At 42.3% G+C, this 26,893-nt stretch carries 36 protein-coding genes, 1 tRNA gene and 1 pseudogene; 7 read left to right on the top strand and 31 right to left on the bottom strand.

Going from position 1 to position 26,893, the window contains the following annotated elements:
- Window positions 1-9 precede the first annotated feature (9 nt).
- Together sipW and tapA are read right to left on the bottom strand one after the other, a co-directional pair.
- Window positions 10-582: a signal peptidase I SipW gene (gene sipW, locus G4P54_RS12935; RefSeq protein WP_167873877.1), complete on the bottom strand. Its 573-nt coding sequence runs from the start codon at window positions 580-582 to the stop codon at window positions 10-12.
- On the bottom strand, window positions 566-1,327 hold the full coding sequence (gene tapA, locus G4P54_RS12940; RefSeq protein WP_167872866.1) for an amyloid fiber anchoring/assembly protein TapA: 762 nt from the start codon (window positions 1,325-1,327) through the stop codon (window positions 566-568). The genes sipW and tapA overlap by 17 nt, the downstream gene beginning before the upstream one ends.
- 268 nt (window positions 1,328-1,595) lie before the next feature.
- Here tapA and G4P54_RS12945 point away from each other — a divergent pair, with 268 nt between their 5' ends.
- Entirely contained in the window at window positions 1,596-1,922 is a 327-nt protein-coding gene (locus G4P54_RS12945) for a YqzG/YhdC family protein (protein ID WP_167872867.1), read from the top strand.
- 41 nt (window positions 1,923-1,963) lie between these two features.
- On the opposite strand, the gene G4P54_RS12950 is transcribed toward G4P54_RS12945, so the two are convergent.
- The 10 genes from G4P54_RS12950 to corA form a co-directional block, all read right to left on the bottom strand.
- Window positions 1,964-2,143 carry a YqzE family protein gene (locus G4P54_RS12950; protein ID WP_024715069.1) on the bottom strand — a complete coding sequence of 60 codons (180 nt, stop codon included), beginning with the start codon at window positions 2,141-2,143 and terminating at the stop codon, window positions 1,964-1,966.
- 71 nt (window positions 2,144-2,214) lie between these two features.
- Complete coding sequence (comGG, locus tag G4P54_RS12955) at window positions 2,215-2,589, bottom strand: competence type IV pilus minor pilin ComGG (RefSeq protein WP_167872868.1); 375 nt, start codon at window positions 2,587-2,589, stop codon at window positions 2,215-2,217.
- Entirely contained in the window at window positions 2,590-2,994 is a 405-nt protein-coding gene (comGF, locus tag G4P54_RS12960; protein WP_476693165.1) for a competence type IV pilus minor pilin ComGF, read from the bottom strand.
- 4 nt (window positions 2,995-2,998) lie between these two features.
- Window positions 2,999-3,346, bottom strand: coding sequence for a competence type IV pilus minor pilin ComGE (gene comGE / locus G4P54_RS12965; RefSeq protein WP_167872869.1), 348 nt, complete (start codon window positions 3,344-3,346; stop codon window positions 2,999-3,001).
- A complete protein-coding gene (gene comGD / locus G4P54_RS12970; protein ID WP_167872870.1) occupies window positions 3,330-3,761 on the bottom strand; it encodes a competence type IV pilus minor pilin ComGD in 432 nt (143 codons plus the stop codon). The genes comGE and comGD overlap by 17 nt, the downstream gene beginning before the upstream one ends.
- The gene (comGC, locus tag G4P54_RS12975; protein ID WP_024715064.1) at window positions 3,751-4,047 is read right to left on the bottom strand and encodes a comG operon protein ComGC; all 297 of its coding nucleotides are present in this window, start codon (window positions 4,045-4,047) and stop codon (window positions 3,751-3,753) included. Before comGC ends, comGD begins: the two co-directional genes overlap by 11 nt.
- A 13-nt stretch (window positions 4,048-4,060) precedes the next feature.
- A complete protein-coding gene (gene comGB / locus G4P54_RS12980) occupies window positions 4,061-5,098 on the bottom strand; it encodes a competence type IV pilus assembly protein ComGB (protein WP_167872871.1) in 1,038 nt (345 codons plus the stop codon).
- A complete protein-coding gene (gene comGA / locus G4P54_RS12985; protein ID WP_167872872.1) occupies window positions 5,085-6,155 on the bottom strand; it encodes a competence protein ComGA in 1,071 nt (356 codons plus the stop codon). The genes comGB and comGA overlap by 14 nt, the downstream gene beginning before the upstream one ends.
- A gap of 200 nt (window positions 6,156-6,355) precedes the next feature.
- A complete protein-coding gene (locus G4P54_RS12990) occupies window positions 6,356-6,562 on the bottom strand; it encodes a CBS domain-containing protein (protein ID WP_240939667.1) in 207 nt (68 codons plus the stop codon).
- Window positions 6,563-6,765: 203 nt separating this feature from the next.
- Window positions 6,766-7,719, bottom strand: a complete 954-nt coding sequence (corA, locus tag G4P54_RS12995; RefSeq protein ID WP_024715061.1) for a magnesium transporter CorA — start codon at window positions 7,717-7,719, stop codon at window positions 6,766-6,768.
- Window positions 7,720-7,861: 142 nt separating this feature from the next.
- On the opposite strand from corA, the gene G4P54_RS13000 reads away from it, so the two are divergent.
- The gene (locus tag G4P54_RS13000; protein ID WP_024715060.1) at window positions 7,862-9,190 is read left to right on the top strand and encodes a hemolysin family protein; all 1,329 of its coding nucleotides are present in this window, start codon (window positions 7,862-7,864) and stop codon (window positions 9,188-9,190) included.
- A gap of 48 nt (window positions 9,191-9,238) precedes the next feature.
- Here G4P54_RS13000 and G4P54_RS13005 read toward each other — a convergent pair whose 3' ends face one another.
- Entirely contained in the window at window positions 9,239-10,078 is an 840-nt protein-coding gene (locus tag G4P54_RS13005; RefSeq protein ID WP_024715059.1) for an STAS domain-containing protein, read from the bottom strand.
- 86 nt (window positions 10,079-10,164) lie between these two features.
- Between G4P54_RS13005 and G4P54_RS13010 the strand changes: the two genes are divergently transcribed.
- Window positions 10,165-10,235, top strand: a tRNA-Gln gene (locus tag G4P54_RS13010).
- Window positions 10,236-10,301: 66 nt separating this feature from the next.
- On the opposite strand, the gene mgsR is transcribed toward G4P54_RS13010, so the two are convergent.
- Window positions 10,302-10,679 carry a transcriptional regulator MgsR gene (gene mgsR / locus G4P54_RS13015; RefSeq protein WP_032682101.1) on the bottom strand — a complete coding sequence of 126 codons (378 nt, stop codon included), beginning with the start codon at window positions 10,677-10,679 and terminating at the stop codon, window positions 10,302-10,304.
- A 220-nt stretch (window positions 10,680-10,899) separates the two neighbouring features.
- On the opposite strand from mgsR, the gene G4P54_RS13020 reads away from it, so the two are divergent.
- Window positions 10,900-11,145: a DUF2626 domain-containing protein gene (locus G4P54_RS13020; protein ID WP_003226300.1), complete on the top strand. Its 246-nt coding sequence runs from the start codon at window positions 10,900-10,902 to the stop codon at window positions 11,143-11,145.
- Window positions 11,146-11,183: 38 nt separating this feature from the next.
- Here G4P54_RS13020 and G4P54_RS13025 read toward each other — a convergent pair whose 3' ends face one another.
- Window positions 11,184-11,819, bottom strand: coding sequence for an MBL fold metallo-hydrolase (locus G4P54_RS13025; protein ID WP_167872873.1), 636 nt, complete (start codon window positions 11,817-11,819; stop codon window positions 11,184-11,186).
- A gap of 157 nt (window positions 11,820-11,976) precedes the next feature.
- Here G4P54_RS13025 and G4P54_RS13030 point away from each other — a divergent pair, with 157 nt between their 5' ends.
- Window positions 11,977-12,150: a DUF2759 domain-containing protein gene (locus G4P54_RS13030; protein ID WP_014114408.1), complete on the top strand. Its 174-nt coding sequence runs from the start codon at window positions 11,977-11,979 to the stop codon at window positions 12,148-12,150.
- Between the two features lie 30 nt (window positions 12,151-12,180).
- On the opposite strand, the gene G4P54_RS13035 is transcribed toward G4P54_RS13030, so the two are convergent.
- The 12 genes and pseudogenes from G4P54_RS13035 to G4P54_RS13090 form a co-directional block, all read right to left on the bottom strand.
- The gene (locus tag G4P54_RS13035) at window positions 12,181-12,495 is read right to left on the bottom strand and encodes an MTH1187 family thiamine-binding protein (RefSeq protein WP_167872874.1); all 315 of its coding nucleotides are present in this window, start codon (window positions 12,493-12,495) and stop codon (window positions 12,181-12,183) included.
- Window positions 12,496-12,497: 2 nt separating this feature from the next.
- Window positions 12,498-13,550: a YqgU-like beta propeller domain-containing protein gene (locus G4P54_RS13040; protein ID WP_167872875.1), complete on the bottom strand. Its 1,053-nt coding sequence runs from the start codon at window positions 13,548-13,550 to the stop codon at window positions 12,498-12,500.
- A 67-nt stretch (window positions 13,551-13,617) separates the two neighbouring features.
- Window positions 13,618-14,748 (bottom strand): M14 family metallopeptidase, encoded by a 1,131-nt coding sequence (locus G4P54_RS13045; RefSeq protein ID WP_167872876.1) that lies wholly within the window; start codon window positions 14,746-14,748, stop codon window positions 13,618-13,620.
- An 82-nt stretch (window positions 14,749-14,830) separates the two neighbouring features.
- Window positions 14,831-16,747 carry an LTA synthase family protein gene (locus tag G4P54_RS13050; protein WP_167872877.1) on the bottom strand — a complete coding sequence of 639 codons (1,917 nt, stop codon included), beginning with the start codon at window positions 16,745-16,747 and terminating at the stop codon, window positions 14,831-14,833.
- A 115-nt stretch (window positions 16,748-16,862) separates the two neighbouring features.
- Entirely contained in the window at window positions 16,863-17,828 is a 966-nt protein-coding gene (gene glcK, locus G4P54_RS13055) for a glucose kinase GlcK (RefSeq protein ID WP_024715052.1), read from the bottom strand.
- Between the two features lie 10 nt (window positions 17,829-17,838).
- Window positions 17,839-18,055: pseudogene (locus tag G4P54_RS13060) on the bottom strand (YqgQ family protein).
- A gap of 109 nt (window positions 18,056-18,164) precedes the next feature.
- The gene (gene yqgP / locus G4P54_RS13065; RefSeq protein ID WP_167872879.1) at window positions 18,165-19,676 is read right to left on the bottom strand and encodes a rhomboid protease YqgP; all 1,512 of its coding nucleotides are present in this window, start codon (window positions 19,674-19,676) and stop codon (window positions 18,165-18,167) included.
- Between the two features lie 87 nt (window positions 19,677-19,763).
- Complete coding sequence (locus G4P54_RS13070) at window positions 19,764-19,937, bottom strand: hypothetical protein (protein WP_032682100.1); 174 nt, start codon at window positions 19,935-19,937, stop codon at window positions 19,764-19,766.
- A gap of 66 nt (window positions 19,938-20,003) precedes the next feature.
- Complete coding sequence (locus G4P54_RS13075) at window positions 20,004-20,567, bottom strand: 5-formyltetrahydrofolate cyclo-ligase (protein WP_167872880.1); 564 nt, start codon at window positions 20,565-20,567, stop codon at window positions 20,004-20,006.
- An 84-nt stretch (window positions 20,568-20,651) separates the two neighbouring features.
- The gene (gene rpmG, locus G4P54_RS13080; protein ID WP_003153056.1) at window positions 20,652-20,801 is read right to left on the bottom strand and encodes a 50S ribosomal protein L33; all 150 of its coding nucleotides are present in this window, start codon (window positions 20,799-20,801) and stop codon (window positions 20,652-20,654) included.
- Between the two features lie 83 nt (window positions 20,802-20,884).
- Window positions 20,885-21,964: a glycosyltransferase family 4 protein gene (locus G4P54_RS13085; protein WP_167872881.1), complete on the bottom strand. Its 1,080-nt coding sequence runs from the start codon at window positions 21,962-21,964 to the stop codon at window positions 20,885-20,887.
- A complete protein-coding gene (locus G4P54_RS13090; RefSeq protein WP_167872882.1) occupies window positions 21,961-22,431 on the bottom strand; it encodes a hypothetical protein in 471 nt (156 codons plus the stop codon). Before G4P54_RS13090 ends, G4P54_RS13085 begins: the two co-directional genes overlap by 4 nt.
- Window positions 22,432-22,610: 179 nt before the next feature.
- Here G4P54_RS13090 and G4P54_RS13095 point away from each other — a divergent pair, with 179 nt between their 5' ends.
- Together G4P54_RS13095 and G4P54_RS13100 are read left to right on the top strand one after the other, a co-directional pair.
- Window positions 22,611-22,964: a hypothetical protein gene (locus G4P54_RS13095; RefSeq protein WP_024715046.1), complete on the top strand. Its 354-nt coding sequence runs from the start codon at window positions 22,611-22,613 to the stop codon at window positions 22,962-22,964.
- The gene (locus G4P54_RS13100; protein ID WP_024715045.1) at window positions 22,961-23,425 is read left to right on the top strand and encodes an endolytic transglycosylase MltG; all 465 of its coding nucleotides are present in this window, start codon (window positions 22,961-22,963) and stop codon (window positions 23,423-23,425) included. The genes G4P54_RS13095 and G4P54_RS13100 overlap by 4 nt, the downstream gene beginning before the upstream one ends.
- Before the next feature lie 29 nt (window positions 23,426-23,454).
- Here the strand turns inward: G4P54_RS13100 and pstB (G4P54_RS13105) are convergent, their stop codons facing one another.
- Genes pstB (G4P54_RS13105) through pstC form a run of 4 tightly spaced genes read right to left on the bottom strand, consistent with a single transcriptional unit; the run spans window position 23,455 to window position 26,891 of the window.
- Complete coding sequence (gene pstB, locus G4P54_RS13105) at window positions 23,455-24,237, bottom strand: phosphate ABC transporter ATP-binding protein PstB (protein ID WP_024715044.1); 783 nt, start codon at window positions 24,235-24,237, stop codon at window positions 23,455-23,457.
- A 10-nt stretch (window positions 24,238-24,247) separates the two neighbouring features.
- Window positions 24,248-25,057 carry a phosphate ABC transporter ATP-binding protein PstB gene (gene pstB / locus G4P54_RS13110; protein ID WP_167872883.1) on the bottom strand — a complete coding sequence of 270 codons (810 nt, stop codon included), beginning with the start codon at window positions 25,055-25,057 and terminating at the stop codon, window positions 24,248-24,250.
- 20 nt (window positions 25,058-25,077) lie between these two features.
- Window positions 25,078-25,962 (bottom strand): phosphate ABC transporter permease PstA, encoded by an 885-nt coding sequence (gene pstA, locus G4P54_RS13115; protein WP_024715042.1) that lies wholly within the window; start codon window positions 25,960-25,962, stop codon window positions 25,078-25,080.
- Window positions 25,962-26,891 carry a phosphate ABC transporter permease subunit PstC gene (pstC, locus tag G4P54_RS13120; protein WP_167872884.1) on the bottom strand — a complete coding sequence of 310 codons (930 nt, stop codon included), beginning with the start codon at window positions 26,889-26,891 and terminating at the stop codon, window positions 25,962-25,964. The genes pstA and pstC overlap by 1 nt, the downstream gene beginning before the upstream one ends.
- Between the last annotated feature and the right edge of the window lie 2 nt (window positions 26,892-26,893).

Here is a 26,893-nt window from a genome sequence, read left to right on the forward strand (position 1 = left end):
CAACTGATGTTAAGTAGACATCGTGCTGTCCTTTGTATCTGTTTCCAAGGCTTTTGTCTTTCTTTCAATTTCTCTAATCGTGCTTGTGATCGTCACAAAAGCGTACACCAGCAGCATCACGCCGGGGACTATCAATAAAATAGCAGTCCCGATCGGCTGACTGGCAAAATGAAGCATGTAGCCCGCATACGGAAGCTGAAAACCTGTATATTGCGCGTGGACATTTTCGTCTGATACAAGCTCTGAATCAGCTGCCGCGTTATTGTCCCCTTTTGTTTTAAATAACAAATGGTCTCCTTGCTTCGTCACGTCAACTATTCTGTGGGTGACCGCTGTATTTGCATCCTGCATAAATGTAATAACGTCACCCTTTTGGAGATCCTTCACATCAGTGATTTCTTTAACCAATATTAAGGCCCCTGTGTTGAACTCCGGCTCCATCGAACCTGACAGAACTGATTTCATCGTGTATCCAAACACTGCGGGCTCCCCCCCGGATGAACGTGTTGAAATCACGACAAGTGTCAGCACAATAATGAGAGTAAAGATAATCACGTAGAGAATATTACTGATCAGCTTCATTGCTTTTTTCATCTTCTTCACCACTTTCTTTCTGAACTGATTTGGCTTCTTTTTCATCTGTTACTGCTTCTTGAGAGGTATCTTCTTTATTTGGTTTTTCTTGTCTATCTTTTTGTGCTGTTTCCTTCTTCTTTTTGACGGCCGCCTTCGTATCTTTTTTCGGGACTGTCGGTTTTTCATCGCACTTTGCAATCGTCATAGGCTCCGACCACTCAAAAATACTGCCGTCTGCTGGATAGCCGGCCGGTTTATATACTTTAAATGCATAAATGCCGGGTTTCATTTTTTTCTTCGTCTCAATTTTATAAAGTGAATCGCCAATTTGATTGGAAACGAATCCTTTTTCGATTACGTTCCCATCCTTTAACGGTTTGCGGGCATTCTTCAGCTTATGAAGCTCCCACTTCCACTTTGATTTGCTAAGTTTCTCACCTGTATTTTCGAGCTCAGCAAATAAAGCGATAGGTGAGCATACAGTGCCTTTCGTATCCGTTTGATCTGATAGGTGCAAATCACTTTGATCCCAGCGTTTATCATAATGGCAGCTTTTATCTGTATGCTGAAAGTCTGTACACGTTTGAAACGAGACGTCAAATGTTTCAATATCATGAAAAGCGGCGCTTGTATCATCGGAAAATTGTAAGCATATGGCGGCAGTCAGACTGAAAATGACTGAAAGCTGAAACATAAGCAGAACTTTCTGTTTCGTCTTTGCCTGTTGCTGATTGCGAAACAATCGAAACATATCTTACCCCCTGTAAAACACTGTCACTGGATATGACAATTGTTCTTTTTAAAGAACCATGCAACTAGAGTATAATCAACGATTAATCGATTGGAAACTACCAAAATCGCTCATTTTGTTCGTTAAAAAGAATATTTCCGCCATATTACAAAGTCTTGCTCCATATTGCTCACCTTTTTGTTTTTTGAAATTTTTGGAACTACAAGTGGATAACGAAATGCATATCGATTTTTGATTTGGTAATCATAAACAAAGAAAGGGTGACAGCATGATGATCAAACAATGTGTGATTTGTCTTTCTCTTCTCGTTTTCGGCACCGCTGCCGCTCACGCAGAAGAAACACCGCTTGTAACCGCCCGCCACATGTCCAAATGGGAAGCTCTTGCAGTAAAAGAAGCAAAAAAAAGGTACCCGCTCGCACAGGTACTGTTCAAACAAAAGGTATGGGACCGCAAAAGAAAAGATGAAGCCGTGAAGCAATATCACTTAACGCTGAGGGAAGGATCAAAGGAATTCGGCGTTTTTGTGACAATTTCATTCGATCCCTATAGCCAAAAAGTTAATAAAATTGTCATATTAGAAGAATATCAATAAGGTCCTCCATTGTTGAAGGACCTTACTCGTTATATTCGCTATTATTTTTTCCGCTTCAGCCATAGCTTGAAACCATAGGGTAAAATACCGAACCAGTGCTGGGAAACAGGCGTTTTTATTTCTTTCCGAACCTCTTTTCTTTCTTTCCGCTCATCCCTCGGGGTATCTATATATTTGACAAATTGCTGAGTCATATATTTGACATAATCATTCGTTTTCACGTAATCACCTCATCATTCAATTATTATAAAGTGTCGGCTCACATGACTTTTTTTATACTCTTTTCTCTGCTTTATTCAGTCCAGTTCAGCAGTTTTTTCTGCTTTTGATCAAACACGATCTGTGCAGTTCTTTCTGTTCCAGACTCCGTCAACGCTCTTAGGCTGATTTCTTTTTGCTCTTTTTTGGTCGTATCGTGAATACGATAAGAAACCTGCCCATATGTAAACTGCTGTGAACCCTGTTGCCCTTTCCTCTGTTCAAGAACATGCCGAATTGATAGAAGAGCGCCATTTTGAAGCAAATTCTCTCCTGTGTAAAATTCTTTTGTTTCCTTTTCAAACAAGCAGCGTGAAACATATTGAGCAGCAGTAAAGTTCACAACGAGCAATACAAGTGCGGAGACAAACAGAACAGCTGGATAAATAAACCCTTTCGTGCGGTACATTTATCCTCCTCCTAAATACGGGTAAACCGGAAAAGCAGTTTGATACATTTTTTCGTTCTCACTCTTAATGTTGAGCAAAACAACCCCATTTTCAATATCAGCTCTCATGGCTGTAATATGATCTAGAATCGGAACATGCCCTTTACCATCTACCCTTTTTCTTATCATGGAATGATAGGTTTCAAAACGGATATCTTGGCCGGACAGATTGGTGCAGATCAGCACGCTCCCATGCTCGGCTGTCTTAACAGCGTGTGACTGCTTGCACTCATTCATCATCTGTTCCATCGATATCATCCATTCTTGCTGTGTGAAACCGTCATGTTCCTGCTGTCGTGACAAAAACAGCTGAAAGATAGCAGCTAACGAACCTGATATGAGCAAAAAGACGGAAAGTGAAAACAAGACGTTAAGAAGCGTATAGCCAGTCTGTCCGCAGAATGCTGCGGCAAAATGGTTTTTCTTTATAAACTGATGCTGAGATGCACACGTTTTGATACTCCCCCTCCTCCTCCCACTTCATTTCATAATTAATATTGTTGTTTGTAACCGTTTTTGGAGCAGTTCCTTTACCAGTCATCATATATTTGCTAATGCTTTCATTCAGCATCTGGTAGCCGATTTCACGAGATCCTGCCATATTTTCATCGGCTATCAGCTTGTTCCATAAAGGAACGACTGTCAGCAGCAGAAACAGCCACAGGCTTAGTGCAGATATTGTTTCAATTGTAGAAAAACCTTTATTTTCTCTCCACATTGACTCTCCCGCTCCCTAAATAAACTGTTATGTCATAGGCAGTATGTCCTTTTACTCTTACTTTTCCGCCTGAATTCGGGTGACCTTTCTCATTAAATTCCAAACGGTCTTTTAATGTCTGTGGTTCTATAGAAAGTCCCAATGCATACGGCCGTTCAATTACCGTATCACCCATGACTAATTGATAATTGTTTCTCTGAAAGAGAATGTTTGTTCTTTGATGAGTGGACATTGCGGTCTGCTGCGCAAGCATAATGTCGTTTTTTAGCTGCCATGCAGCCTGACGAACAGAAGTATTAGCATAAACAGGAGGAAGTGTGGTAAACACGGCAATCAAGAGGATAGAGGCGAGACTTAACACAAGCAAGCTTTCTAAAAGAGTAAATCCCTTCTCCTCGTTTAATTTAATGTTCAACCTTAACTTCTCCGCCACTGATGATAATGCGCTTCCCGTTTGGACAAACTGCATCCTTTTTCACATAACCCTCTGACTGCAAATCAGCCAGGCTCGGTGTTCGCCCTTCATGATCGAGCTCAAATGCGGTCATTTGGGCCTTAATCATGTTTTGCAGGCCTTCACAGCCCTTTTTCTGAATGGTTTGGTTATGTTTTGTGACGTTCGGTATCGTAATTAAAAGCAATATCGAAATAATAAAGAGCACAATCAGCATTTCAACAAGTGTAAATCCTTTTTCGTTCATCAGCCTCTTCCTTTCACATTTGATTCATCATCTGATACATGGGCAAAAGCATAGATAAATACACAATGACGATCATTGCTGCAACAAACCCATAAATGATCGGCTGCAGGATGCCTGTCCATTTTTGCGCCTTGTGCTCCATCCGCTGCAATATGAATTGGCTGTATGTGAACAGCTCCCGATCAAGACGGCCGTTCAGCTGTCCGTGAGATATGACTTTTGAAAAATCAGTTTCATAAAAAGGACTTTTACAAATAGCGGCTTCAATTGATTCACCAGCTTTCAGCCGTTCAATCACCTGTTCGGCCTCGCTGCGGTAGAAAGGGAGGAACGTTTGATGTTTAAATGCGTTAAGGCTGTCATAAATGGAGAGACCTGATTGTAAAAGGCTGCTTAGCTGCAAAGAAAAAAAGTAGCTGTTAAACAGCCTGATCAGTTGTCCAATCAAAGGTAACCTGATACAAATAAGCATTTGCCGGGCAGGTGATTTTTTCTTAAACACAAGCCAATAATAAAGCCCGATACCTGCTGCAAAAAGAACCAGCAAAATGATCACAAGATCAAAATGCTGAAAAAAAGCAAAAAGCATGTCAGTTGAATGTGAGGTTTCCATATTCATCGATTGATAAATACCGGAAAACTGAGGAATGATGATCGACTGTAATATATAAAACATGACAGCAACAGTGAAGATGAGAAAAAGCGGATACCGCAACACCCTTTTCATCTGATCCGCCTGTGCCATTTTTCGTTCCAGCAGCTCTCCGCTCTGGATCATGGAAGCAGGCAGTTCTCCATGTGTTTCAGCAAAATAACAAATACCTACGGCTTCCTTATGAAATGACAAGCTCTGTAATACTTGATAAAACGGAGCCCCTTCCCTCAAACGTGTGACCGCGTCAGCCAAGGCATCAGCCTGCCTCTTATTCATCTGGAGTTCCATCAGATGCAATCCATCCAGAAGTGTATATCCGCCCGCCGTCATTTCACCGAGCCGCTTTAATAACTGTGCTTGATCCTTTAACGTCCAAGTTTTTCTAATCTGTTTCATGATAAACCCACCGGTCATAGTTGTTGGTCGTCAAGTAGCCAAGCGCAATTCCTTTTCGGATAATTTGACGGAGTGTTTGATATTGGTAATTTGCATGATTTCCTTTTGCCTCCTGAATGCATTGCTGAAGATTTTTTCCGTAAAGGAGCTCATAAACACTTGCTCTCCTGGTGTTCCGTGACTGGCGGCAATACACCGATGAACAACCGTTTTCACAAAACGGACAAGCTAAATCAACTAAACGCTGAGCAGCTATTGCAATGAGAGTCTGCTCGATTTCATTCATATTGATGCCGAATTCAAGCAGCCTGTAAATCGCGCCCTTCGCATCTCTCGTATGAAGGCTCGTCAGCACCAGATGCCCCGTCATCGCTGCCCGCACAGCAATTTTAGCGGTTTCCGCGTCTCTGATCTCACCTAAAATAATCATATCCGGGTCATGGCGCAAAATCGCTTTCAGCCCTGCGGAATAGGTCACGCCTGCTTTTTCATTCACCTGTACTTGAAGAACATCCTCGTCCCTTGTTTCAACAGGGTCCTCCAGTGTGACAATATTTCGATTAAAGTGTTTTTTTGCATATTGAACGAGAGCATATAATGTGGTGGTCTTGCCCGAACCAGTCGGCCCGGTAAAAATGAGCATGCCGTGGGAATGTTTTAAGAAAGAGAGTAAGGTGGCTCCTGTCTTTGGAAATAGTGACAGTCTGTCTATTGAAGGGATATTGTATTGAGGCATCACTCTGATTACGAGACTTTCTTCATTAATTGTGGGGAGCGTTGACATTCTTAAATGAACATGTCCCTCTTCAAGCTTTAACGTAAGGGAGCCATTTTGCGGTTTTCGTCTTTCTCCTATGTCCATTGCTGAGAGAAATTTAAAATGGGAAATCAGTCTTGCACACTCTTCTTTTTTCATGTTCCTTTTTTTCAGCAAGGCATGATCCACTCGAAAATGAATGATAGCGTCACGCTCCCTCGGCACAATGTGAATATCAGAAGCCTTCGTTATATATGCCTCTTCAATCAAGGTTCTGCTTATCTTTTCTATTGAATCCAAATTGATTCCCCCTCCTTTCAATTCGTATTGTAGAAAAAGAAGGACCCATAATCAAACTGGGAAAAAGTGATTTCCTGAAGGTGTTATATGACGAAAATCATTTTCTGATGGAAGAAAAGATGGTTTTTAGCTACATGACCTGCTTGATTTCATTATTTTCTCCAAAAAGCAGGCATGATCATCATCACGCCTGCTTCACTTCATCTTTTATTATGCTGATTTGAAATTTCACTTAATGCTTCTCCGTTTTTTTGATCAGTATCTTTCTTAACGGAAAGATCGCCTAATGCAACAATGCCGGCGATTCGTTCGTTTTCAAGAATCGGTAAACCGGGAATTTGGGCGTTCTGCCATAAGCTGCTCCGCTTCTTCAGCAGACATATCAAGATGGCCGTATACGATGTCACCCCTCATGATGTCACTTGCTTTGCATTCATCTAAATTTCAGCTAAGCATCTCGTCACAGTATCCCGGTCAGAAACAATCCCTTGAAGTGTCCCATGAATAGAACCGATATTGCAGTTGAAGCGGTTGGTTTACAGCATTCTACCCACTCCTCCTTTACCGGGTTCGATTTATTTTTTATTCGCTGCACAAAAAATCAAATACTCTACAGTATCCGCCTTTTACGAGATTTCTTTTTCTCCTTCCGTTCCTGCAGCATATCTCCCGTCCAGCCTTTCTTCTTCAAATATAGGTAGATGAGAACCGTAGACGTGATAATCAATAAGAGAGAAAAGAGATATCCGTATTTCCAATTTAGCTCAGGCATCACTGAAAAGTTCATCCCCCAGAGAGCGCCCAGTGCTGTAATCGGCGTAAAAAGCGTTGTGAAAATGGTCAGTGCTTTTACAATTTCATTTCCCCTGTGAGAGGTAATGACTTCCTCTGAATGCAGCAGATTGTTAAGCTCTCCTTCAAATTCACTGATGTATGTAAATCCCCTGTCGATTTTCAGGCGGGTTCGCTGATAGTCCTTTTTTTCTTCATTTTCCGGCAAAAAGGTTTCTTTCAACGCCATTTCAATTTTTTTAGCGCTTAGGATTAAGTTTTTCCAGATCATCAGCTCATGGCGCAGAAGATGAACGCGGTTTAAAATGCTTTTGCTATTGTCGTCTTTGATTTGCCATCTTAGCTTTCTCAGCTTTACTTCAAATTCATCAACACCGATTAGGTACGCATTCATTAACTCCCCGAGAAGAATCAAAAATCCCTCTATCGCATTGTCGGCTCTTTCCATTTGCTGAACAACTTGTTTTCCCTTGATCCCCTTCAAAATCGAAAAATCAAAGTTAATGGTAAAGAAATATTGTCTGGTAATATAAAAGTGAAAAACGGTATGGTCTTTTTCCTCACCAAGCCCCTGATCATATACAATCGAGCCAAATACCGCTTCATTATCCGTTTCAGTCGTGTCTACTCGCAAAAAATTAATATGATGATTATTTTCAAACCACTTTTCACATTGAGGCCAGTGAGAAAAATGGATCAGATCTCTTGCCTTATTTCTTTCCTGCGGGCCCATTTGGTACCAAAACCAATCCTTTCCCGTATGTGCCTTCATAACAAGCTCCTCCAAACTTTTGTTCTTTATTCTTTAATTGCCCAAGAAAAGCATTACTAAACCAATCAGCCTCTTTAACACATGTTTTGTGAGCAGTTTGCGGTGGTATGGAATGTAGAAAGACATCGGAAAAGGGAGGTGCATGCCTTCCTTGGAGAAGGCAGTTATTTTGGAATTTATCAATTTACTAGCAGTCGCTATTCTCATTTTGTTAACAGGATTTTTTGTTGCCGTAGAATTTTCGATCGTAAAAGTCCGGCGATCGAGAATTGATCAGCTTGTTGCTAAAGGCAAGAAAGGCGCTAAAGCAGCAAAGCATGTCATCACTCACCTTGATGAATATTTATCAGCTTGCCAGCTGGGCATCACAGTCGCAGCTTTAGGACTGGGCTGGCTTGGGGAACCGACTGTGCAAACCATGCTTCGGCCGCTTTTTCATAAAGCAGGGTTAAATGAGTCGCTTACTCATCTTCTTTCACTTGTTATCGCCTTTTTAGCGGTGACGTATTTAAATGTTGTCATCGGAGAGCTGGCGCCAAAGAGCTTCGCCATTCAAAAAGCTGAAAGCATTACCTTGCTATTCGCCAAACCGCTTATTTGGTTTTATAAGATCATGTTTCCATTCATTTGGCTGCTGAACCACTCTGCCCGGTTGATTACAGGGGCGTTTGGACTGAAGCCTGCATCAGAGCATGAACTGGCGTATACGGAGGAAGAGCTGCGGGTTCTTTTGGCTGAAAGCTATAAAAGCGGTGAAATCAGAAAAAGTGAATTGAAATATATGAATAATATCTTCACGTTTGACAAACGGATGGCAAAGGAAATCATGGTGCCGCGAAATGAGATGGTCAGTTTGTCACTTGATGAAGATTCCATTCCTCATCTGAAGGAAACAGTGAAGCAAACAAAATATACACGGTACCCAGTCGTTAAAGAGGATAAAGATAACGTCATCGGTGTAATCAATATGAAAGAAGTGCTGTTTTCCATGCTGACGAAAGATTTTTCACTCAAAAAACAGCAAATCGAACCTTTCATTCAACCTGTTATCCACGTGATTGAGACGATTCCTGTTTATAAATTACTGGTGAAAATGCAAAAGGAACGCACTCATATGGCCATCCTCATTGATGAATATGGCGGGACTTCCGGTTTGGTCACTGTCGAGGATATTATCGAAGAAATTGTTGGAGAAATCCGCGATGAATTTGATGCGGATGAAGTGCCTCCTATTCGCGAGCTTGGAAAGGATCACTACTTATTAAACGCAAAATTATTAATCAGCGATGTAAACAACCTGCTTGGAACAGATTTATCAGATACAGAAGTGGATACCTTGGGCGGCTGGTTTCTGACACAAAACATAGACGCCGAGCCTGAAAGTATCATTGACTATGACGGCTACTCTTTTAAGGTAAAAGACATCGACAGCCACCACATTTCATTTATAGAAGTTAAAAAAGCTGAATAGCCTGAAGGTGGCTGTTCAGCTTCTTTATTATAAGATAAATGAACGCCATCAACGCTCTTCTATCTTAAATCCTTTATTGGCCAAGGCTTTAGCGAGACTTTGCTCGGTTTTCACATTCGAAAAATCCAGACCAAGCTTCACCACAGTTTGGGCAATTTCCGGCCTGATTCCTGAAATAATCGTCTCAATGCCAAGCAGCTTGGTGCTGTCAATCACTTTAAAAATTTGATAGGCCACCATTGTATCGACGATAGGTACGCCTGAAATATCTAAAAACAAATACGAGAGCTTTAACGCCGAACATTGTTGCAGCACCGATTCCAAAATCGTTCTCGCTCTGTACGTATCAATTTCACCGACAAGCGGAAGGATCCCTACCCCCTCAGTTATCGGAATAATCGGCGCACTCAATTCATTAATCATTTCTTTTTGCGCGTTTAATTGGATCATGGTGACCTGGTGATACTCTTCAGTAAACACTTCGATGATCTCATCAATGGTTTGGTTCAACATCCTGCTCCACTCATACATATTCCGAATGCTGTTCTCCTGAGAAGACGCTTCGCTGAATTTCAAAATCCATTCAAACATGATCTGCCTGAACGCGTTAAACTGACCGACACTTTCTGTTACAGTCACTTCATGAACGGCACGGTCTCTGGCGCATTGAAGAGACCATCGATTGAGCTCATCCTTTACGCCTTCTGCCTTTCTAAGGGATTTCGCCACGATGGTCACTAATGCTTCGTGCTGGTCTTTTAACTTTTTTTCTAATTTTTGCTGATCTTTAGCGGAATGCAGCCGGCTTCCTTTTGCCGTGCAAGCTTCCAGCCATTGTTTTATAATATCTTCTTTATGCTCTGTTATATGCTGATCAAGAGCCATCATCTTAATGAGCTCCCTCCTGTCTTTTGAAAATATATTTTCATATGTGTATAACGCGTCTGCCTCTGCACATACTATGTTTACATCACTGGGCTATAGCCAAGCGGTAAGGCAATGGACTTTGACTCCGTGATCGTTGGTTCGAATCCAGCTAGCCCAGTTTCTGAACAGGTGAAAAACCGAAGATAAGCTGATTCGTCTAAATCAGCGGATCTTCGGTTTTTCATCATGCAGATTGATGAACCGTTTTCTTTTTTGATAATTTCAACAGTTCTCCCGGATTATAACCAATCACCAGTTTTTTGTTGTCCACAAGAATCGGCCGTCTCAAAAGCTTCGGCTTATCAACTAAAAGTTCCAGCACCTCATTTACCGTCATCTCTTCAATGTTTAAGTTCAAATTTTTGAATGTCTGGCTTCTTGTTGCTAAAATTTCATCGATTCCCTCTGTCGTTAACGATAAAATGTACTTTAATTCTTCTACAGTGGGAGTTTCTCTGAATAAGTGCCGTTCATTAAATTCAATTTGATGCGCCTTTAGCCAATGTTTTGTTTTCCGGCATGACGTACAGCTTGGATATGAGTAAAAAATGATTTGTTCCATTCTTTTTTTTCCTCCTCAGTTAACCATCTCTTTGTAGAATAACTACCCGGATCATTTTTCATTTAAACCATTTAGGAAAAGTTTTTTTGAGTTATTTTAAAAAAATCATTCATATAATAGAAAGATAAATTCCATTTGTATATAAGTAATGAAAATGTTTACATTTTTAGATGCGATCTATTATAATAAACATCAGAGGGACTCTCGGGAGGGGATAAAAATGAATCGCATGTTCCGGGTGTTAGGATTTTGGACAGGAATTTTTGCAGTCATGTTTTATTTGGGTGATATGAAAGATGCTTCCCTTTTATTTTTTGGTCAGACAATCTTATTTGTATTCCTATCGTATTTGAACTTAACTGAACGCATGTATATTTATATTTTTGGCGCCTATTTAACGATCTTCTTCGCCGGCTTTACATATTACTCGATTTTTATTATGGTGCCCGGCGGCGGAGGGCATTAAATGCAAAAAGAGACAAACCTTATCGGTTTGTCTCTTTTTCACAGTGAAAACCCATTTAAAAACGGATTTTGATCCTGCTCTGTCCGCACGTCTGTTTCAGGGCCATGGCCGCTTAACACCAGCGTGTCCTCCGGCAGCGTAAGCAGTTTTTCATGAATGGACGTCAGCAGCGTCTCTTGATCACCGCCTATTAAATCTGTACGCCCGATGCCGCCTTGAAACAGGACATCTCCAGAGATCACCAAGTCTGCATCCTTCACATAGTAAGAAACACTGCCTGGCGAATGTCCCGGCGTAAATAATGTTTTCAAATGAAACGGCCCGATATTCAGTTCACCGTCTCCTTCAATCAGATGGTCTGCGGGCTTAGCTGTGACTTCTATCCCCCGCAGCATGCCGGACCCGTTTAAAGAGGCGTCCGTAAGCCAATTCTTTTCATTCTGATGCAGGTAAACAGGAATATCCCATTTTTCTCTCACTTCGTCTAACGCCCCAATATGGTCAAAATGGGCATGTGTAAGTAAAATGGCTAAAGGCGTCAGCCCTTTTTCTTTTATGTATTGATTGATTTTATTTCCTTCACCGCCCGGATCAAAAATCAGGCATTGATCCTCATTGATGAGAAAATATGCGTTCGCTTGAATCGGCCCTACCGGCATTCGTCTCCATTTCACTTTTATCACCTTTTTCTTTTTTATCCTCCTATTATGAAGGTTTTTGAAAAAAGATTCAATCAATCGCAATGAAAACGCTATCGACAAACCTATAAAAAACAGGTAGAATAAAACTGGAAAGAATTGCAGGTTTTTCAATGTAAAAGGGGGCTGCGTAATGTTACTTGTCGTGATTTTCGGCCTTGTCGCTCTTTTCGCTTTATGGGGAGTCTTGCGTTCTGTGAAGAATAGAAATATACTTGGATTTTTATTGGCCGGAGCCACTTTATTTGTCTTTGGCTGGTTTACCGTGATGACGGTGATAAACAGCGGCTATCCAACCGCACATTAAAACCTGTATCCGATCGGATACAGGTTTATTTTATTGCTGTAAATGTTTATTGACACTTTCTATTTTGCTTTCAAGCGTTGTTTTTTTGTCACGCCTGTCATCGATGCGGATGTTAGTTGCCACTCTGTGCAGCCCTTGTTGAAACGGCGCTTCGTGAATAGCCTGAATGACTGTGAAAAGGTCACTCAGTTCTCCCTCGATCAGCGTATTCATAGGTGTCAGCTGATATTTGATTTTCCCTTCAGCTTTATACTCTTCTAAAATCTTTTGCACATCGGCCACATAAGCACTGACACTAGGTGTTTCCGTACCGATTGGGATAATGGTTACATCTGCGATAGCCATCGTTATTCCATCTCCTTGTGATCAATGATGAGTTGCTTCGTTTCATGTGATTTCAATAACATAATCTGCTCAAAATGAAAGCCGTATAATGCATATTTCCCGTTCGGAGATATTTGAATCGGCTCCATTTCCGGCAAAGAAAAAAGATCTTTAGCCTTCCCCGTTGCTACATTGACAGCTGCGAGCTTATACGCATCGCCGCTTTCCCTAAACGTATAAAACAGGCCTTCTCCTTCATCATAGTCATACTCCATCGGAGCCAAACTAGTATATTTCGTTTGGAGCGGCCATTCCACTGTAACTGGATATTTTGTTTGCGGTGTTTTAAACTGATACATCCCTTTTTCTTTGGAATCTGCTTTGACAGTAAAACTCATTTGATGGAAAGAATCAAAGAAAAGAACGTCATCCTCAAGCTTCTGTTCCGTTTTCGTTTCTGTATCAAACGTATATAAAGAGCCTGACTTATCATCTCTTCCCTCTTTTACATAATCAAATGTGTTTTTCGATGTCCAATGAATAAACGGAACCTGTACCGGACTTAAGTTAGACTCGTCTTTTTTAGCATTCACCTGATATGTATGGAAGTCCCAGTTTTCAGAGAATACCGTAACCATCATTTGATAAGGGTCATATTGATTCCAAGCAGCCTCCAGCTCATACGTTTCATAATCTTTTTGGTAGAGCAGCTCTCCCTTTGCATTAAGCAAAACCACTGCAGTCTTATGGCTGTGTGTGATTTGCAGCAGAATCATCTGCTTCCTTGGATTGATTTGAACATCAACGATCTGGCCATTTGTTTGATAGAGCTTTTTCGCTTTCCCGGTAAAGATGCGGTACGTATAAAGCTCCGTTTTCGTCGGATCAGACGCGGTATATAATATTGTGCTGTCATTAAGCCATCCTTCCGCTCCGTCTGCTTTTTCTGCGGAAAGCGGTATGATATCTTTTCCCTCATCTTTTGCCGCTGATGCTTGTTGCTGCTGATGAGATGGTTCGCATGCCGACAAACTAAACAGCAACGCTGACAGCAGAATAAAACAAACTGATCTCATCAGCCTTCCCCCCGATCATCTTTTATTGTCTCATATTTACTTCGGCAGAAAAAAGAAAAAGTTTCAGTTACACATGAAAAAATAACGCCCTCCACAAAATGCCGTTTGTCGCGTTATAAATATGTGAAAACTGCTGAAACGGCAAAGGATTTTGACCCTTTCCAAGTTCCACCGTATACCCTTCTTTAAAATAATGGTGAATAAACCAATCGCGAAATCCAGCATAGCTGTCTATATCCCTTATTCCTTGATAAATGTTCCCGCTTACCTTCTCAAAATCCTTTATGACAGCAGCAGATTCTTCTGGCTCAAGTCCTTTATAGCCCCAATAAATTTCTTCTCCCTGGGTATGGAGAGCCAGCAGTCTGTCAGGCGGATTCTCCGTTATCAGCCGGTACATCGTAATGGATTCCGGTTCCGTAAGCGGAGAAATTCCCGGAAAATCACGGTAGCTGGGCACTTTCGGTTTGCGGTATTTTTCAATTTCCCATAGCGACGGAAATTGTTTATTTAAATCGACCCCGTTTATATTCGCCTTCCATTCATTAAAATTCGGACGATGGCCATTTAGCCTTTCGAGCTCATCCTTCCTGGCCCCCATACCTTCTGTTCCGCATAAGACAAGATCAACGCCATCCGGATTAACAAGAGGCACGAGAGACAAGGAAGTGCTGCTGAACAGCTTCATGGGAGAAAAGCCGAAAAAAGAAGAGCCGCAGCATAATGACATACAGTATTCCTTAAACCATTTCAGCAGGACTGACGTTGTAATCCACTCATTCGCATGAAATGAGGCGTTCATATGGACCTTTTTTGCGGCATGCTCCCCGCCAGTCTTCAGCTCCCAGATTGGCCTGCCGAGTACAGACCGGCCGATTTCCCGGCATGAAACAAACGGAAACACATCAATGATTTTCTTTATCTCCTTTTCAACAGCTGAATGATCATAGATTTTTTCTTGCTTCACCCAGCTATCAGAAAGGTCCAGCTGCCAAGGCTGCAAAAAGCTCTTTATGTCCTCAATGGTTTGCAGCTCCTTGTCGTTCTGCTCTTCTATAATGTAACCAGGACAATACAATTGATCTTTCTGTGCAAAGCGATTTGCAATGTTAAGCAATTCCTCGTCTATCTTCAGCTCTCTCGCCACTTTGGCTAAATTGTGCTTGATCTCAGGTTTCACCGTAATAAACGCCATCATTATCCCCCTTTTTTGTTACTATATGACAGCGTGTTAAAAAAAAGAAAGCCTCCCGCTCACTTTGATGCGGGAGACATTGTGGTTATGATGCCTGATCTAGCATTTGTTTTTCTTTTCGTTTTGGCGTATTGTCCAGCCGTTTCTGATCATAAAAGCGTAACAAATCCCCATAAATGATTTCATCGGAAAGTGATAGCTCCTGTTTCGCTTTATCGGCAAAAGCATCACATTGTGTTGCCTCTTTTAGCGGCTTTCCGGTCTCTTTGTCATAACAAGCACCATCTGTGTAAACGACCTGATCCGTAATAAAGCTCCCGTCCCGAAGCACCGTAAAGTCCAGTTTTTCATCTGAAAGCAGGTCATTGCCGAATTGAATGTGATCTTTCGTATCAATTCCTAAAAGATTCATCAGCGTCGGCCTGATATCAATCTGTCCGCCTACTGTTTCAATGGTTTGCGGCTTTTTATCGGTCATCCCGGGAATATGAATGACAAGCGGCACTTTTTGGAGCTGCACTTCTTCAAACGGTGTAATCTCTTTCCCTAAAAATTGCCCCATCGCTTCATTGTGGTTTTCCGATATTCCGTAATGATCACCGTACAATACGATGATAGAGTTGTCGTATAGCCCGTCTTCCTTCAGCTTTTCGATAAACCGTTTCAGCGCCTCATCCTGATAGCGCACTGTCGGGAAATATTTATTTAGCGTCTGGCTGCTTGAATCATATTCATCAATCAAATGATCCTCTTCATCAAGATCAAACGGGAAGTGGTTCGTCAGTGTGATCAGCCGCGAGTAAAACGGCCGAGGCAAGTTTTTCATCAGCTCTGAAGACTGCTCAAAAAATTCTTTATCCTTAAGTCCCCAGCCGACTGAATTTTTGTCGGTTACGTCATACGACTGAATATCAAAAAACGAATCATATCCAAACGAGTCGTACATTAAGTCACGATTCCAAAAGCTTTTATTATTAGCATGAAGCACCGCCGAGTAATAGCCGCTGCTTTTCAATATTTCAGGTGCGGCCATATATTGGTTGCCCGCATTTGTAAAAAATACAGCGCCTCGTCCAAGCGGATACAATGAATTGTCCACGATAAATTCAGAATCCGATGTTTTCCCCTGGCCGGTTTGGTGGTAAACATTAGTAAAGTTATAGCTCTGTTTAATAAAGTCATTCAGAAAAGGCGTGATCTCTTCTCCATTCACCTTTTCATTGATCACAAAGCTTTGCGTCGACTCTAAGGATACAAGAATGACGTTTCTTCCTTTTGCAGCGCCGAACAAGCTTTTGTTGGCATCTTTCGCATTAGCCGTTACGTAGTTTTCAATTTCCGTGAGGCTGTTGCTGTCAGCCAACGCCCTTTGTGCGGACTGCTTTGACTGAAGAACACCGTCGTAAATATGAAAATTAAACAGGCTGATGTTTTTAACAAGCATTTCCCTGTCAAATGAGCGTGTCAACAGCTGAGGTCTTTCCGCTTCAGACAGCCCCAGATTGAAGAAATAAACAGACGCAACGAATAGAAAATATGCGGCCCGGTCATTTTTCGTGGAGGGAATGTCCGATTGAAAAGCTTTCTGCCGGATGTGAAGCCATATTAAAACAGCGATATCTACAGCCAATAGGAGGTCTGTCGGCTCAAGAAGTGTTCCGATGCTGCTTCCGAGATCACCCATATTGCTCGTTTGAAAAAGGACAGGGATGGTTAAGAAATCATTGTAAAAACGGTAAAAAACCATATTAGCCAGCAATACAAACGTAACAAGACAGCTCACCGCGATCATGTAGCGATTTCTGTTTTTGCCTTTTAAAAAAAGGCCAAAGCCAAAGATGAGCAGCAAAAAGCTCAATGGGTTGATAAACAGAATAAATTCCTGCGTTAGATTGTCGATTTTAATATGAAAACTGGTTTTGTAAACAGCATACGTTTTCAGCCACATCAATAAAATGGCAATCAGCATAAATGAAATCTTCGAAAAAAACGTTTTTCGCATTTCAACCTCCTATGCAGCACGCTCAAAAAATCAGTCTATTCCCAACATTCTCATTAACACATCAAATTAAATCTTAACCTGAGCACAACAAAAAATCAATTTCATTTACACAATTTTAACAATTTTGGTGTTTCAGCCATTCATTTTTAGCGATCCAAGCGCCTCCGATAACACCGGCATCATTACCAAGTGCTGCGATTGAAATATCAGCTGCTTGGGCTGCCCGCGGAAATGCGCATTTGCGGAATGTTTTTTCGACTTTTGATCTCAGCAGTTCTCCGGCTCTCGAAACACCGCCGCCAAGAACGATTTTTGACGGATTAAGCGAGCTTGCCAAATTTCCTAGCACCAAACCAAGGTGCTTGGCTACATAATCAACCACCTCAAGGGCAATTTCATCATTTTCACCCGCCGCTTCAAACACATCCCGCGCTGACAATTGTTCAGTTGCTTTTAAACGTGTCGTCTTTTTAGCATTTGCTATTTTTTCTTTTGCAATTCTTACAATTCCCGTTGCTGACGCAATCGTTTCGATACAGCCTGTTTTACCGCAATTGCAAGACGCCCCGCCTTCAGGAATGCTGCAAATATGGCCGATTTCTCCGCCGGCGCCGTTGATGCCATGGACAATTTCACCATTTGCAATAATGCCGCCGCCAACTCCAGTGCCAAGTGTCACGAGAATGACGTCTTTTGCACCGTCACCTGCTCCCTTCCACATTTCTCCGAGCGCTGCTATATTCGCGTCGTTTTCGATAACAGTCGGAATGCCTGTTTCTGTCTCCAGATGATTTTTCAATGCATAGTTTTCCCAGCCCAGATTTACCGTTTCATAAACGACTCCTGCCGCCATATCTACAGGGCCTGGTGCGCCCATTCCGATGTATTTGAGGATATGCTTCGGTTTTTGCAGCTCATCCAGTTTGCTGTCGATTGTTTTTGCGATTGTAACTGTAATGGTGTCACCGGTTTTATCAGTCGGGACTTCCCACTTATGTTGAATTTCACCATATTGATTAATAAAAGCGAGTTTAATCGTCGTTCCTCCCAGGTCAATGCCTGCAAACCATATTTCGTCCATTTTTATCACCTTAACCTTTACATCTATCTCTTTCGTTTTTTTGTTTGTTCCAATTCTTTCCGAAGGACAGCCGCGGCTTTGGCCCACTGCTCCTTCTCAATCATGTGGTTCATGTATAATTCCTTTAATTCATCTAGCATAAACTCAATTTCAAGCTCTCTGTCTCCAAAGTAAACGATGTGGCCAAATGTTTTTAACAGCTGCTGCACATCATAAAATGTATTCATTTTCTTCACCATTCTTGATTTTAACTATCTTAAGCGTATTCATATGGAAGCGGCCAGTCAAGTAGAAACCCCTGACAAACAGCAAAGCCTCCCTCTTAGGCATTTCCGTTTATGATTCTTTACTGTGTTCAATTTGCTGCTGCAGCTCTTTGTAGTGCTGCTCCTTCGGCTTTAAGTTCAGAGCCGATTTGATCGCCTTTTCAGCTTGACCCAGCTCATTTTTTTCAGCATACAACGAGGCTAAATAATAATATGAGGCGTGGTCTTTAGGGTCTTTTTTCACTGCTCTTTCCAAAAGAGAAATCGCTTGGTCATATTCGCCGATATGAATATCTGAAACAGCCAGAATTTTCAACAGATCGGCTGAAGCATCTTTTTGCTCCGCTTCTCCATTCAGCAATTCCGTTACTTTTTCATATTTTCCTTCCTGATAAAGCTCGCTTGCCTGCTGAATCAGCGCTGACTCCTGATGAGAAGGCGAATGCAATCCGTAATATAAAAACCCGACCGTCAAAGCGATCAGCAAAACCGCTGACAGCACTCTTTTTCCAAAGGCTCCGGCTTTTGGCAATCCAAGTGCGGCTGCTGCGAAAAAGCCGCCAATCAAGCCGCCGATATGTCCCGAATTATCAATATTCGAAACTGCAAAACCAAAGCCCAGGTTAATGATAATAATGACAATAATATTGGTGCCAATTGTTCTTAAAAACATTTTCCGATTTGACAAAGCAACATACAGCAATGCGCCTAAGCATCCAAATATGGCTCCCGAAGCTCCTGCTGAAGGATACGGGCTGAACACAAAGCTTGCGATCGAACCCGTAATGCCAGCCGCCAGATAAATCAGCAGAAACCTGCCCGATCCGTACATCCGCTCAACGGCTGTACCGACCGACCATAAAGCCAGTGTGTTAAACGCTAAATGCGCAATGCCGATATGAAGCACGATCGGAGTCAGAAGCCGCCACCATTCTCCTGATGCAATGAGGCTGTTTTCCTTCGCTCCAAAGGCGACCAGCGTCTCCGTATTTGTGCTGCCTCCGTTTCGTTCAAGCAAGAAAAACATCAAGATCTGAAGCGCGATGAATACATATGTAAAGATCGGTTTTCCATTTTGAAAAAACGCCGCTTCCTTTTTTCTCTGTTCCTCTTGTCTCAGCACGAGCGACAGGAAGCGTTCTCTCGCCATTTGCGCGTCTTCAAACGAATCGCGGGCATCTGCACGAAATGATGGAAAAACAGCTTGAAGGTCATCACGAAGCATTGTCCCCCTCACAATCGCCGGTTCAACTGACACAGTGCCCTTCTCAAAAGGCTTTTCGGCAATCTCTTCCCAGTCATCGACAGGGGCTTCTTGTGAAAAACATACATTCAGCAGCTTCATCTTCCGTCTGCCAAGTTGCTTTCTGACTTGCTCTACCCGTTCAGCCTGCTCTTCGATATCTCTTGCCATTTCTTGACGGAAATCAAGGTCATGCTTAAAAAGGCGAACCAGATCATGAGAGGACTTGTCCGGTGCTTCCATCCATATTTCATCAGACTCACCGGCTTGTATGACGCCATACCCGCTATTCACTAGGTGAGCCGCGATGTTCCAGTATGTATACTCCAGCAAATACATGTTTACCGCTCCAATGGTTTTTTCTCATTATAACAGCTGGCGCTAAAAAACGCCTACTAAAAGCAAAAAATCCCGTTTGACGGGATTTTAGAAAGCTTGCTGTATAAACTTATTGCGGATAAACGGAATTCTTAAAAAGAGATGAATAAAAGACCGTCTGATTCCCGGCTGGCTGAGTACAGTATTCATAAGCCGGTAGCGGTTTTGATAAAACATGACGGCAGAAACGGCGAAAATGGCATAAATCATAAATTTTTTCATCATATCCCTCCTGTCAATAGGATTTGTTATTCTTTCTTATTTATTCTTGAATAAGGAGCAGGAAAGTTATGAAAAACAAGAAATCATTTGATTCTCTGTTATCAGCTTATGTACCGGGATGTCATGGGACTGACGGGGAAGATGTGCAAACAGCTGACACTCCAAAAGCAATGAGACTGTCTTCCCTTTATACCCGCATAAATAACGGTCATAATATCCGCCGCCAAAGCCGATCCTAAACCCGGCAGTATCAAAACAAACGCCCGGAACAATGACCAGGTCAATTTGTGAGGGCTTTACTTCTTTTGTTTTTTCAATCACCGGCTCAAGAAGTCCGGCGTAAACGATTTCAAGCTGATCATCGGTCTGATATGTGCGAAATTGCATATTCTTCGTTTCCGGGTCGCATTTTGGAATGCAAACTTGTTTCCCTTCTTCCCAAGCCTGCTCAATTATGGGACGAGTCGGTATTTCCAGACCTCTGGAAATGGTGACGGCAATGGTGCTGGCATTTTGCCACTCAGGAATGGAAAATAAATCCTTGTATATTCGTGCGGTTTTTTGAAGAAGCTCTTCATTTGATACAGCAGATAGTGCCTCTATCGTTTTTTTTCTTACTTGTGATTTCATCTCTCATCCCCCCTTGGAATAGAAAAAAGCCAGAACCTTTTTCAAAGCTCTGGCTTCTTTCTCACACCTCAAACAGCTGGGCTGTTATTTTGTTTCACGGTGTAACGTAGATTTTTTATCACGTGGGCAATATTTTTTAAATTCAACGCGGTCTGGATTGTTGCGTTTGTTCTTTTTAGAAATATAGTTACGCTCACCACATTCAGTGCAAGCCAAAGTAATATTAACGCGCATTATTTTCCCTCCAAACTAAAATCATTTACTTATTCAGACTTATATATAATACCACTATAATCGACGGAATGCTAGGCTGTTTTTCAATGAATTGCTGAATTATTGAGGATTCTCCTATAAAGCTGCAAATATGATCCTGTAATGACCCGGGGATTGTGGAGTTTGATTACTTGTTGTCTGCCGGCTTCTTTTATGCGGCGGGCCTTTTCCCGGTCTTTCAATACCCTGTCCAGCAGATCAGCCGCTTCCTGTTCGCGAGTAAAATCAACGGTAATTGCCGTTTTGTCATGAACGGCGTAGTCACAAAAACCGCCCGACTGAGAAACGGCAGTCAGCACACCTTGTTCCATGCTTTCCTGCGCAGCAAGCCCAAACGGCTCATAAAAACTAGGGAAAACCGACATTTCACACTGAGACAGCAACGCTCTAATATCCCTTCTATGCAGAAACGGCAGGAAGATAACGCGTTCCTTCAAGTTCAATGCCGCAGATAATTTCTCATAGGAGGAGAGAGACGGCCCTTCCCCAGCCAGCACCAAATGCAGGTCAGGCTGACGCCGCCTCAAAACGGCAAACACCTTTAACAGCTGGGAAAACCCTTTTTCCGGAACAAACCTTCCAAACGAAAATAAGAACCTTCTATTCATGCTCCGTGGCAGTTCCCCCTTTTCTTCCTCCATAGATGCAGGACTCGGGATAACGGTTATTTTTTTATGTGCTGCCTGATCAAAAGCCTGTTCCATAAATGTGCTTAATACGATCAGTTCATCAGCAGATTCTATAAGGAGCCGTTCTGTCTGCTGTCTGTATGGATGTGGTGCTTCTCGGCACGCCTTCTTCCTTTCACTTTCAAGACCGTGGATTGTCGCAGCAAGCGGAAGGCCAAGCCGTTCTTTCAAATAATGAGCAGCAGGGGCTGTCATGTCGTCATGGGCATGAATCAAATCGAAACGTTCCTTGCAGGATAAGACGTGCTGAACCAATGTAAAGTTGGCATCAGCTATGAAATCCTCAAACTGCGCATATGAAATCAGCCGCCTGCTTGGCGTAAAAACGGTAACATTGATATAAGGCTTTACATAAGAAATGAGACGGTTTAAATGGACACCAAGCCCGCTTTTCGGCTCATGAGGATGTTCGAGGGAAAGCATGAGAATGTTCACCGTTCTTTTTCCCCTCTCCCATAACAGGTGTAGGCTGAAAATTGCTTCTCCCACTTGGTGTTTGCGTCCTCATTCTGAAAGCTGTGTATATCCCTAATCCCGTTTTCAGCAAGATAAATGTCCTTTGTATCGGTGAGCTTGAGAGAGACATTCATTGCATTTACCATTCTGTATTCAGCCCGGTATACTGCATCACCAGCCGCCTGGCTCATCGTCCATTCCCCTTTATCATACGTTGTGCGTTTTGTCCTGACGGCTTCGATGCCTTGTCTTTTGATGACAACGCGCAATTCTTTTATCATGTCCTGCGATTTTTCGAACAGCATAGCTTCAGCAAGCCGCATTGTTTCTTCTGAAATTTCCCAGCGTACGGTCAAGGTGTGAGCGTTTTGAATGATCATGTCGAATGTGTCCCTAAAAAAAGAAAGCCTATGCCGTATATTATAGAGAAATGGGTATTTATCCATGGACTTCTAACACTCTCCTTTCCTATCGTTCACTCAGTGTTCCTATTAAACCATTACATAGAGAGGAAGCAAAGAAAGATTTCTCGACAAAATCTCGTTTTTTTCGCGAATTCCTTTAGAATCCATTGGTTTTATGGTATAAAAAAGAAGGATAAAAAAAGAATAGAAGGTGATGAAACGTGGAAATTGCTATTATTGCGTTGTTTATCGTCAGTATAGCGCTAATTGCATTCTCATATTCTCAAAGAGATCCGATGAAAGATGTAGAACAGGAACTCGAAACCCTGCAGCTTTCTGCGATGCAGGAAATTTACAAGCTCAAAAAGAAAATGACAGTGCTTGAGGAAGAATTATTGGAAACCAACCTTGTCATCCGCAAATCAAAGCATAGCGATATCAATCAAAAGGTCGCTAAACAAATACTTTCTAAATATAACAACGGCATGTCCGCTGAAGCGATTGCTAAAGCTGAACATGTATCAGTGGAAGACGTAAATACGATTATCAAAGATAACGAGAAGGTGCTCGTATGACAAAACGGGGCATTCAAGCATTTGCCGGCGGCATCATTTTAGCGACTGCCGTTCTTGCAGCTGTGTTTTATCTGACAGATGAAGATCAGGCCGCTGCTGTAAAAGAAAATAAAACCGTAACCGAACAAGACGTGAACAATTACCTTGATTCTAAAAAAATGGTTTCTGTGAACCGTGATGAATATCAAAAACTTCTCGATTCAAAAGAGAAATCACTGACCAATGACAGCAGCTCAGACGCGAAAACAGACAAAGTAAAAACGTACAAGCTCAAAATTAAAGACGGCATGAGCACTGCAGATGTATCAGCTATTCTTGAAAAAGAAGGCATCATCTCCTCTGCCCAAGACTTTAATGACTATGTCATTGATGCCGGCTATCACAAAGAAATCCGCGCCGGCGAGTTTAAAGTGAAATCAGATATGAGTTTCAAAAAGATCGTAAAAACGTTAACACGATAAAAAACAGGCTGATTGTCAGCCTGTTTTTTTTACCCAAACTTTCCGGTAATGTAATCGAGAGTTCTTTGATCCTGCGGGGTAGAGAACATTTTATTGGTATTTCCGGATTCTACAAGCTCGCCCATGTAGAAAAAGGCGGTTTGATCAGAGACCCTTGCTGCCTGCTGCATGTTGTGCGTGACGATGACAATGGTATATTTATTTTTCAGCTCAAGAATGAGCTCTTCAATTTTCCTCGTTGAGATTGGGTCCAGTGCAGATGTCGGTTCATCCATCAGCAAAATATCAGGATTTGTCGCAAGTGCTCTTGCAATACAAAGACGCTGCTGCTGGCCCCCTGATAACGAGAGTGCAGATGAATGCAGACGATCCTTCACCTCATCCCATAACGCCACGTCTTTTAATGACTTTTCCACAATATCTTGAAGCTTCTTTTTATTTTTGGTGCCGTGGACTCTCGGACCGTAAGCGACATTATCAAAGATAGATTGCGGAAATGGATTCCCTTTTTGGAATACCATACCGATATTTTTTCGCAAATCGACGATATCCACTTTATCCTTTAAAATATTGCAGCCATTATAGTTCAGCTCACCTGCAAGCTTTACATTCGGCGTCATTTGGATCATTAAATTTAAGGTTTTGATGAATGTCGATTTCCCGCATCCTGATGGCCCGATGATCGCCGTGACCTCATGTTCATGAATGCTCAAGTTGATATTTTTCAACGCATGGTGCTGTCCATACCATAAGTTCATTCCATTGACTTGATAGACTTCGTGTTTCATTACAGCCTCAGTAGCAATACTCATTGCCGCCCTCCTATCCGAATTTCCCGTTAATATAATCCTCTGTCTTTTGCTGTTTCGGACTGGTGAAAATCTGTTCAGTCGGTCCGTATTCTACAAGTTGGCCATTTAAAAAGAATGCCGTCCGGTCAGAAACCCGCAGTGCCTGCTGCATATTGTGCGTGACAATAATAATCGAGTATTCCCTTTTCAGTTCTGTCATTAATTCTTCTATTTTTGCATTTGAAATCGGATCTAGAGCTGAAGCTGGTTCATCCAGCAAAAGAACGGCGGGCTTCATCGCAAGCGTTCTCGCGATGCATAGACGCTGCTGCTGGCCCCCTGATAACGAGAGTGCAGATGAATGTAAACGATCCTTCACCTCATCCCAGAGCGCCGCTTTTCTTAAGCTTTCTTCCACAATCTCATCTAAAACAGCTTTATTCCGCTCTCCCGCATATTTTAATGCATGTGTGATATTCGCATAGATTGATTTCGGAAAAGGATTCGGTTTTTGAAAAACCATTCCGATTTCTCTTCTCAGGCTGACCACGTTAATATTTCCGCCCAGTATATTTAATCCTTCATAAAGGATTTTACCTTCCGCTCTTGCAGAAGGAATTAAGTCATTCATTCGGTTAATATTTCTCAAAAAAGTAGACTTTCCGCAGCCTGAGGGCCCAATCAAAGCGGTCACCGCATTCTTTTCAATCTCCATATTCACGTGGTGAACCGCTTGTTTATTCCCATAAAAAATAGACAAATCTTCCACTTGGAGCACGTGGTGCTGCTTCGGTATGAAAACAGCATGCTCAGGCTTTTCTTTTACCATTTGTTCAGACATGTTTTTCGCCTCTTTCCGTTCTAATTTGCCGTAAGCTTTTTGTAGATCATCGTGCCGAGCCATCTCGCTGCGAGATTAAACACAAGAACAGAAATCACCAGCACTGCAGAACCTCCGTTGGCGATCGCCTCAGCATCCGGAATCATTCCTTGCGTATTTACGTTCCAAATATGGACCGCCAGTGTTTCAGCGGGTCTGAAAATATTAAGCGGCGATGTTTCAGAAAACGGGTTCCACTCTGTAAAATGAAGACGCGGCGTTGTCAGACCGGCAGTAAATAATAAAGCCGCCGCTTCCCCGAACACCCTTCCTGACGCTAAAATGGCTCCTGTGATGATAGAAGGGATCGCACTTGGAATTAAAACCGTTTTGACGGTATGCCATCGTGATACACCTAAAGCGAGAGAAGCCTCTTTCAGATCTTTAGGGACTGAACGGATCGCGTCTTCTGTGACACGCACCATGACAGGAAGGTTAAACACAGTCAAAGCAAGCGCTCCGCCTATGATCGTATACCCCCAGCCTGTTAAGTTAACAAACATCAATAATCCGAACATCCCAATGACAATAGACGGAAGAGATGAAAGCACCTCTATACATGTTCTGATAAAATCAGTCACTTTGTTATCAGGCGCGTACTCGGCCATGAACACTCCGCCGCCCACACCGAGCGGGATTGTAATCAGCATCGTAATAAACAAAATGTAAAAGGAGTTAAACAGCTGGTCGCGTATTCCTCCTCCAGCTGCAATGGCGCTCGATTTTGTCGTAATAAAATCAAAGCTGAGCTGAGAAACACCGTTTATCATAATATAAGAAAACAAGCCTACGAGAATTGCAGCGATGATGCCTGCGCACAAACCAAACATTCCAGTCGCCAATTTATCTGTTAGTTTGCGGTTCATTACACTTTCCTCCTAGATGACAAGTAGCGAATAAGCAGGATGAACAAGAATGACATAAGCAGAAGCACAAGCCCCATTGACCACAGCGTATTGTTTTCAACGCTGCCGTATGTCGTGTGGCCCATATTCAGCGTGATGATCGTTGTCAGTGTTCCAGCAGTGTCAAACAGGCTTTCCGGCAATACTCTTGTATTTCCAATGACCATCTGAACAGCCAAAGCTTCACCAAATGCCCGTGCCATGCCAAGCACAACAGCCGTCATTAATGTTGGAAAAGCGGCAGGCACAAGTACTTTTCTGATCGTCTGCCATCTTGTCGCACCTAACGCGTAAGAACCTTCTCTTAAGCTCTTTGGGAGAGAAGCCATTGCATCGGCAGAGATCGATGTGATGGTCGGCAGAATCATGACGGAAAGGACAATCGTTCCCGCCAATAAACTGTGCCCTGTTCCGCTCGATTTGAACTGGGCAATAAACGGCACCAATACTGTAAGACCTATGAATCCATAAACAACAGATGGAATGCCGACTAAAAGCTCAATTACCGGCTGCAGCACTTTCTTTCCCCAATTCGGCGCAATTTCTGTCATAAAAATCGCACCTGCAATGCCAAGCGGCGCAGCAATGAGAGCAGAAAGAATCGTTACTGCAAATGATCCAAAAATAAATGGCAGCACGCCATATTTCGGATCAGCATCTGTAGGATTCCAATGTAGACTCGTTAAGAATTCAATTGGGCTTACACCATTTACAAGAAAAGATTGCAGCCCCTTAACGCCGAGGAAAATGGTAATCGCAACAGATGCCGCAATCATAATAAACGCACAAGCTGTCACTATCATTCTTCCCCGGACTTCATCCAATTGCCGATTTTGCCTTGAGCTGATTAAACGCTCGCTCACAGACATGTTTTCTCTATTGTTTATCATTG

Source organism: Bacillus tequilensis (assembly GCF_012225885.1).
Taxonomy (GTDB): domain Bacteria; phylum Bacillota; class Bacilli; order Bacillales; family Bacillaceae; genus Bacillus; species Bacillus tequilensis.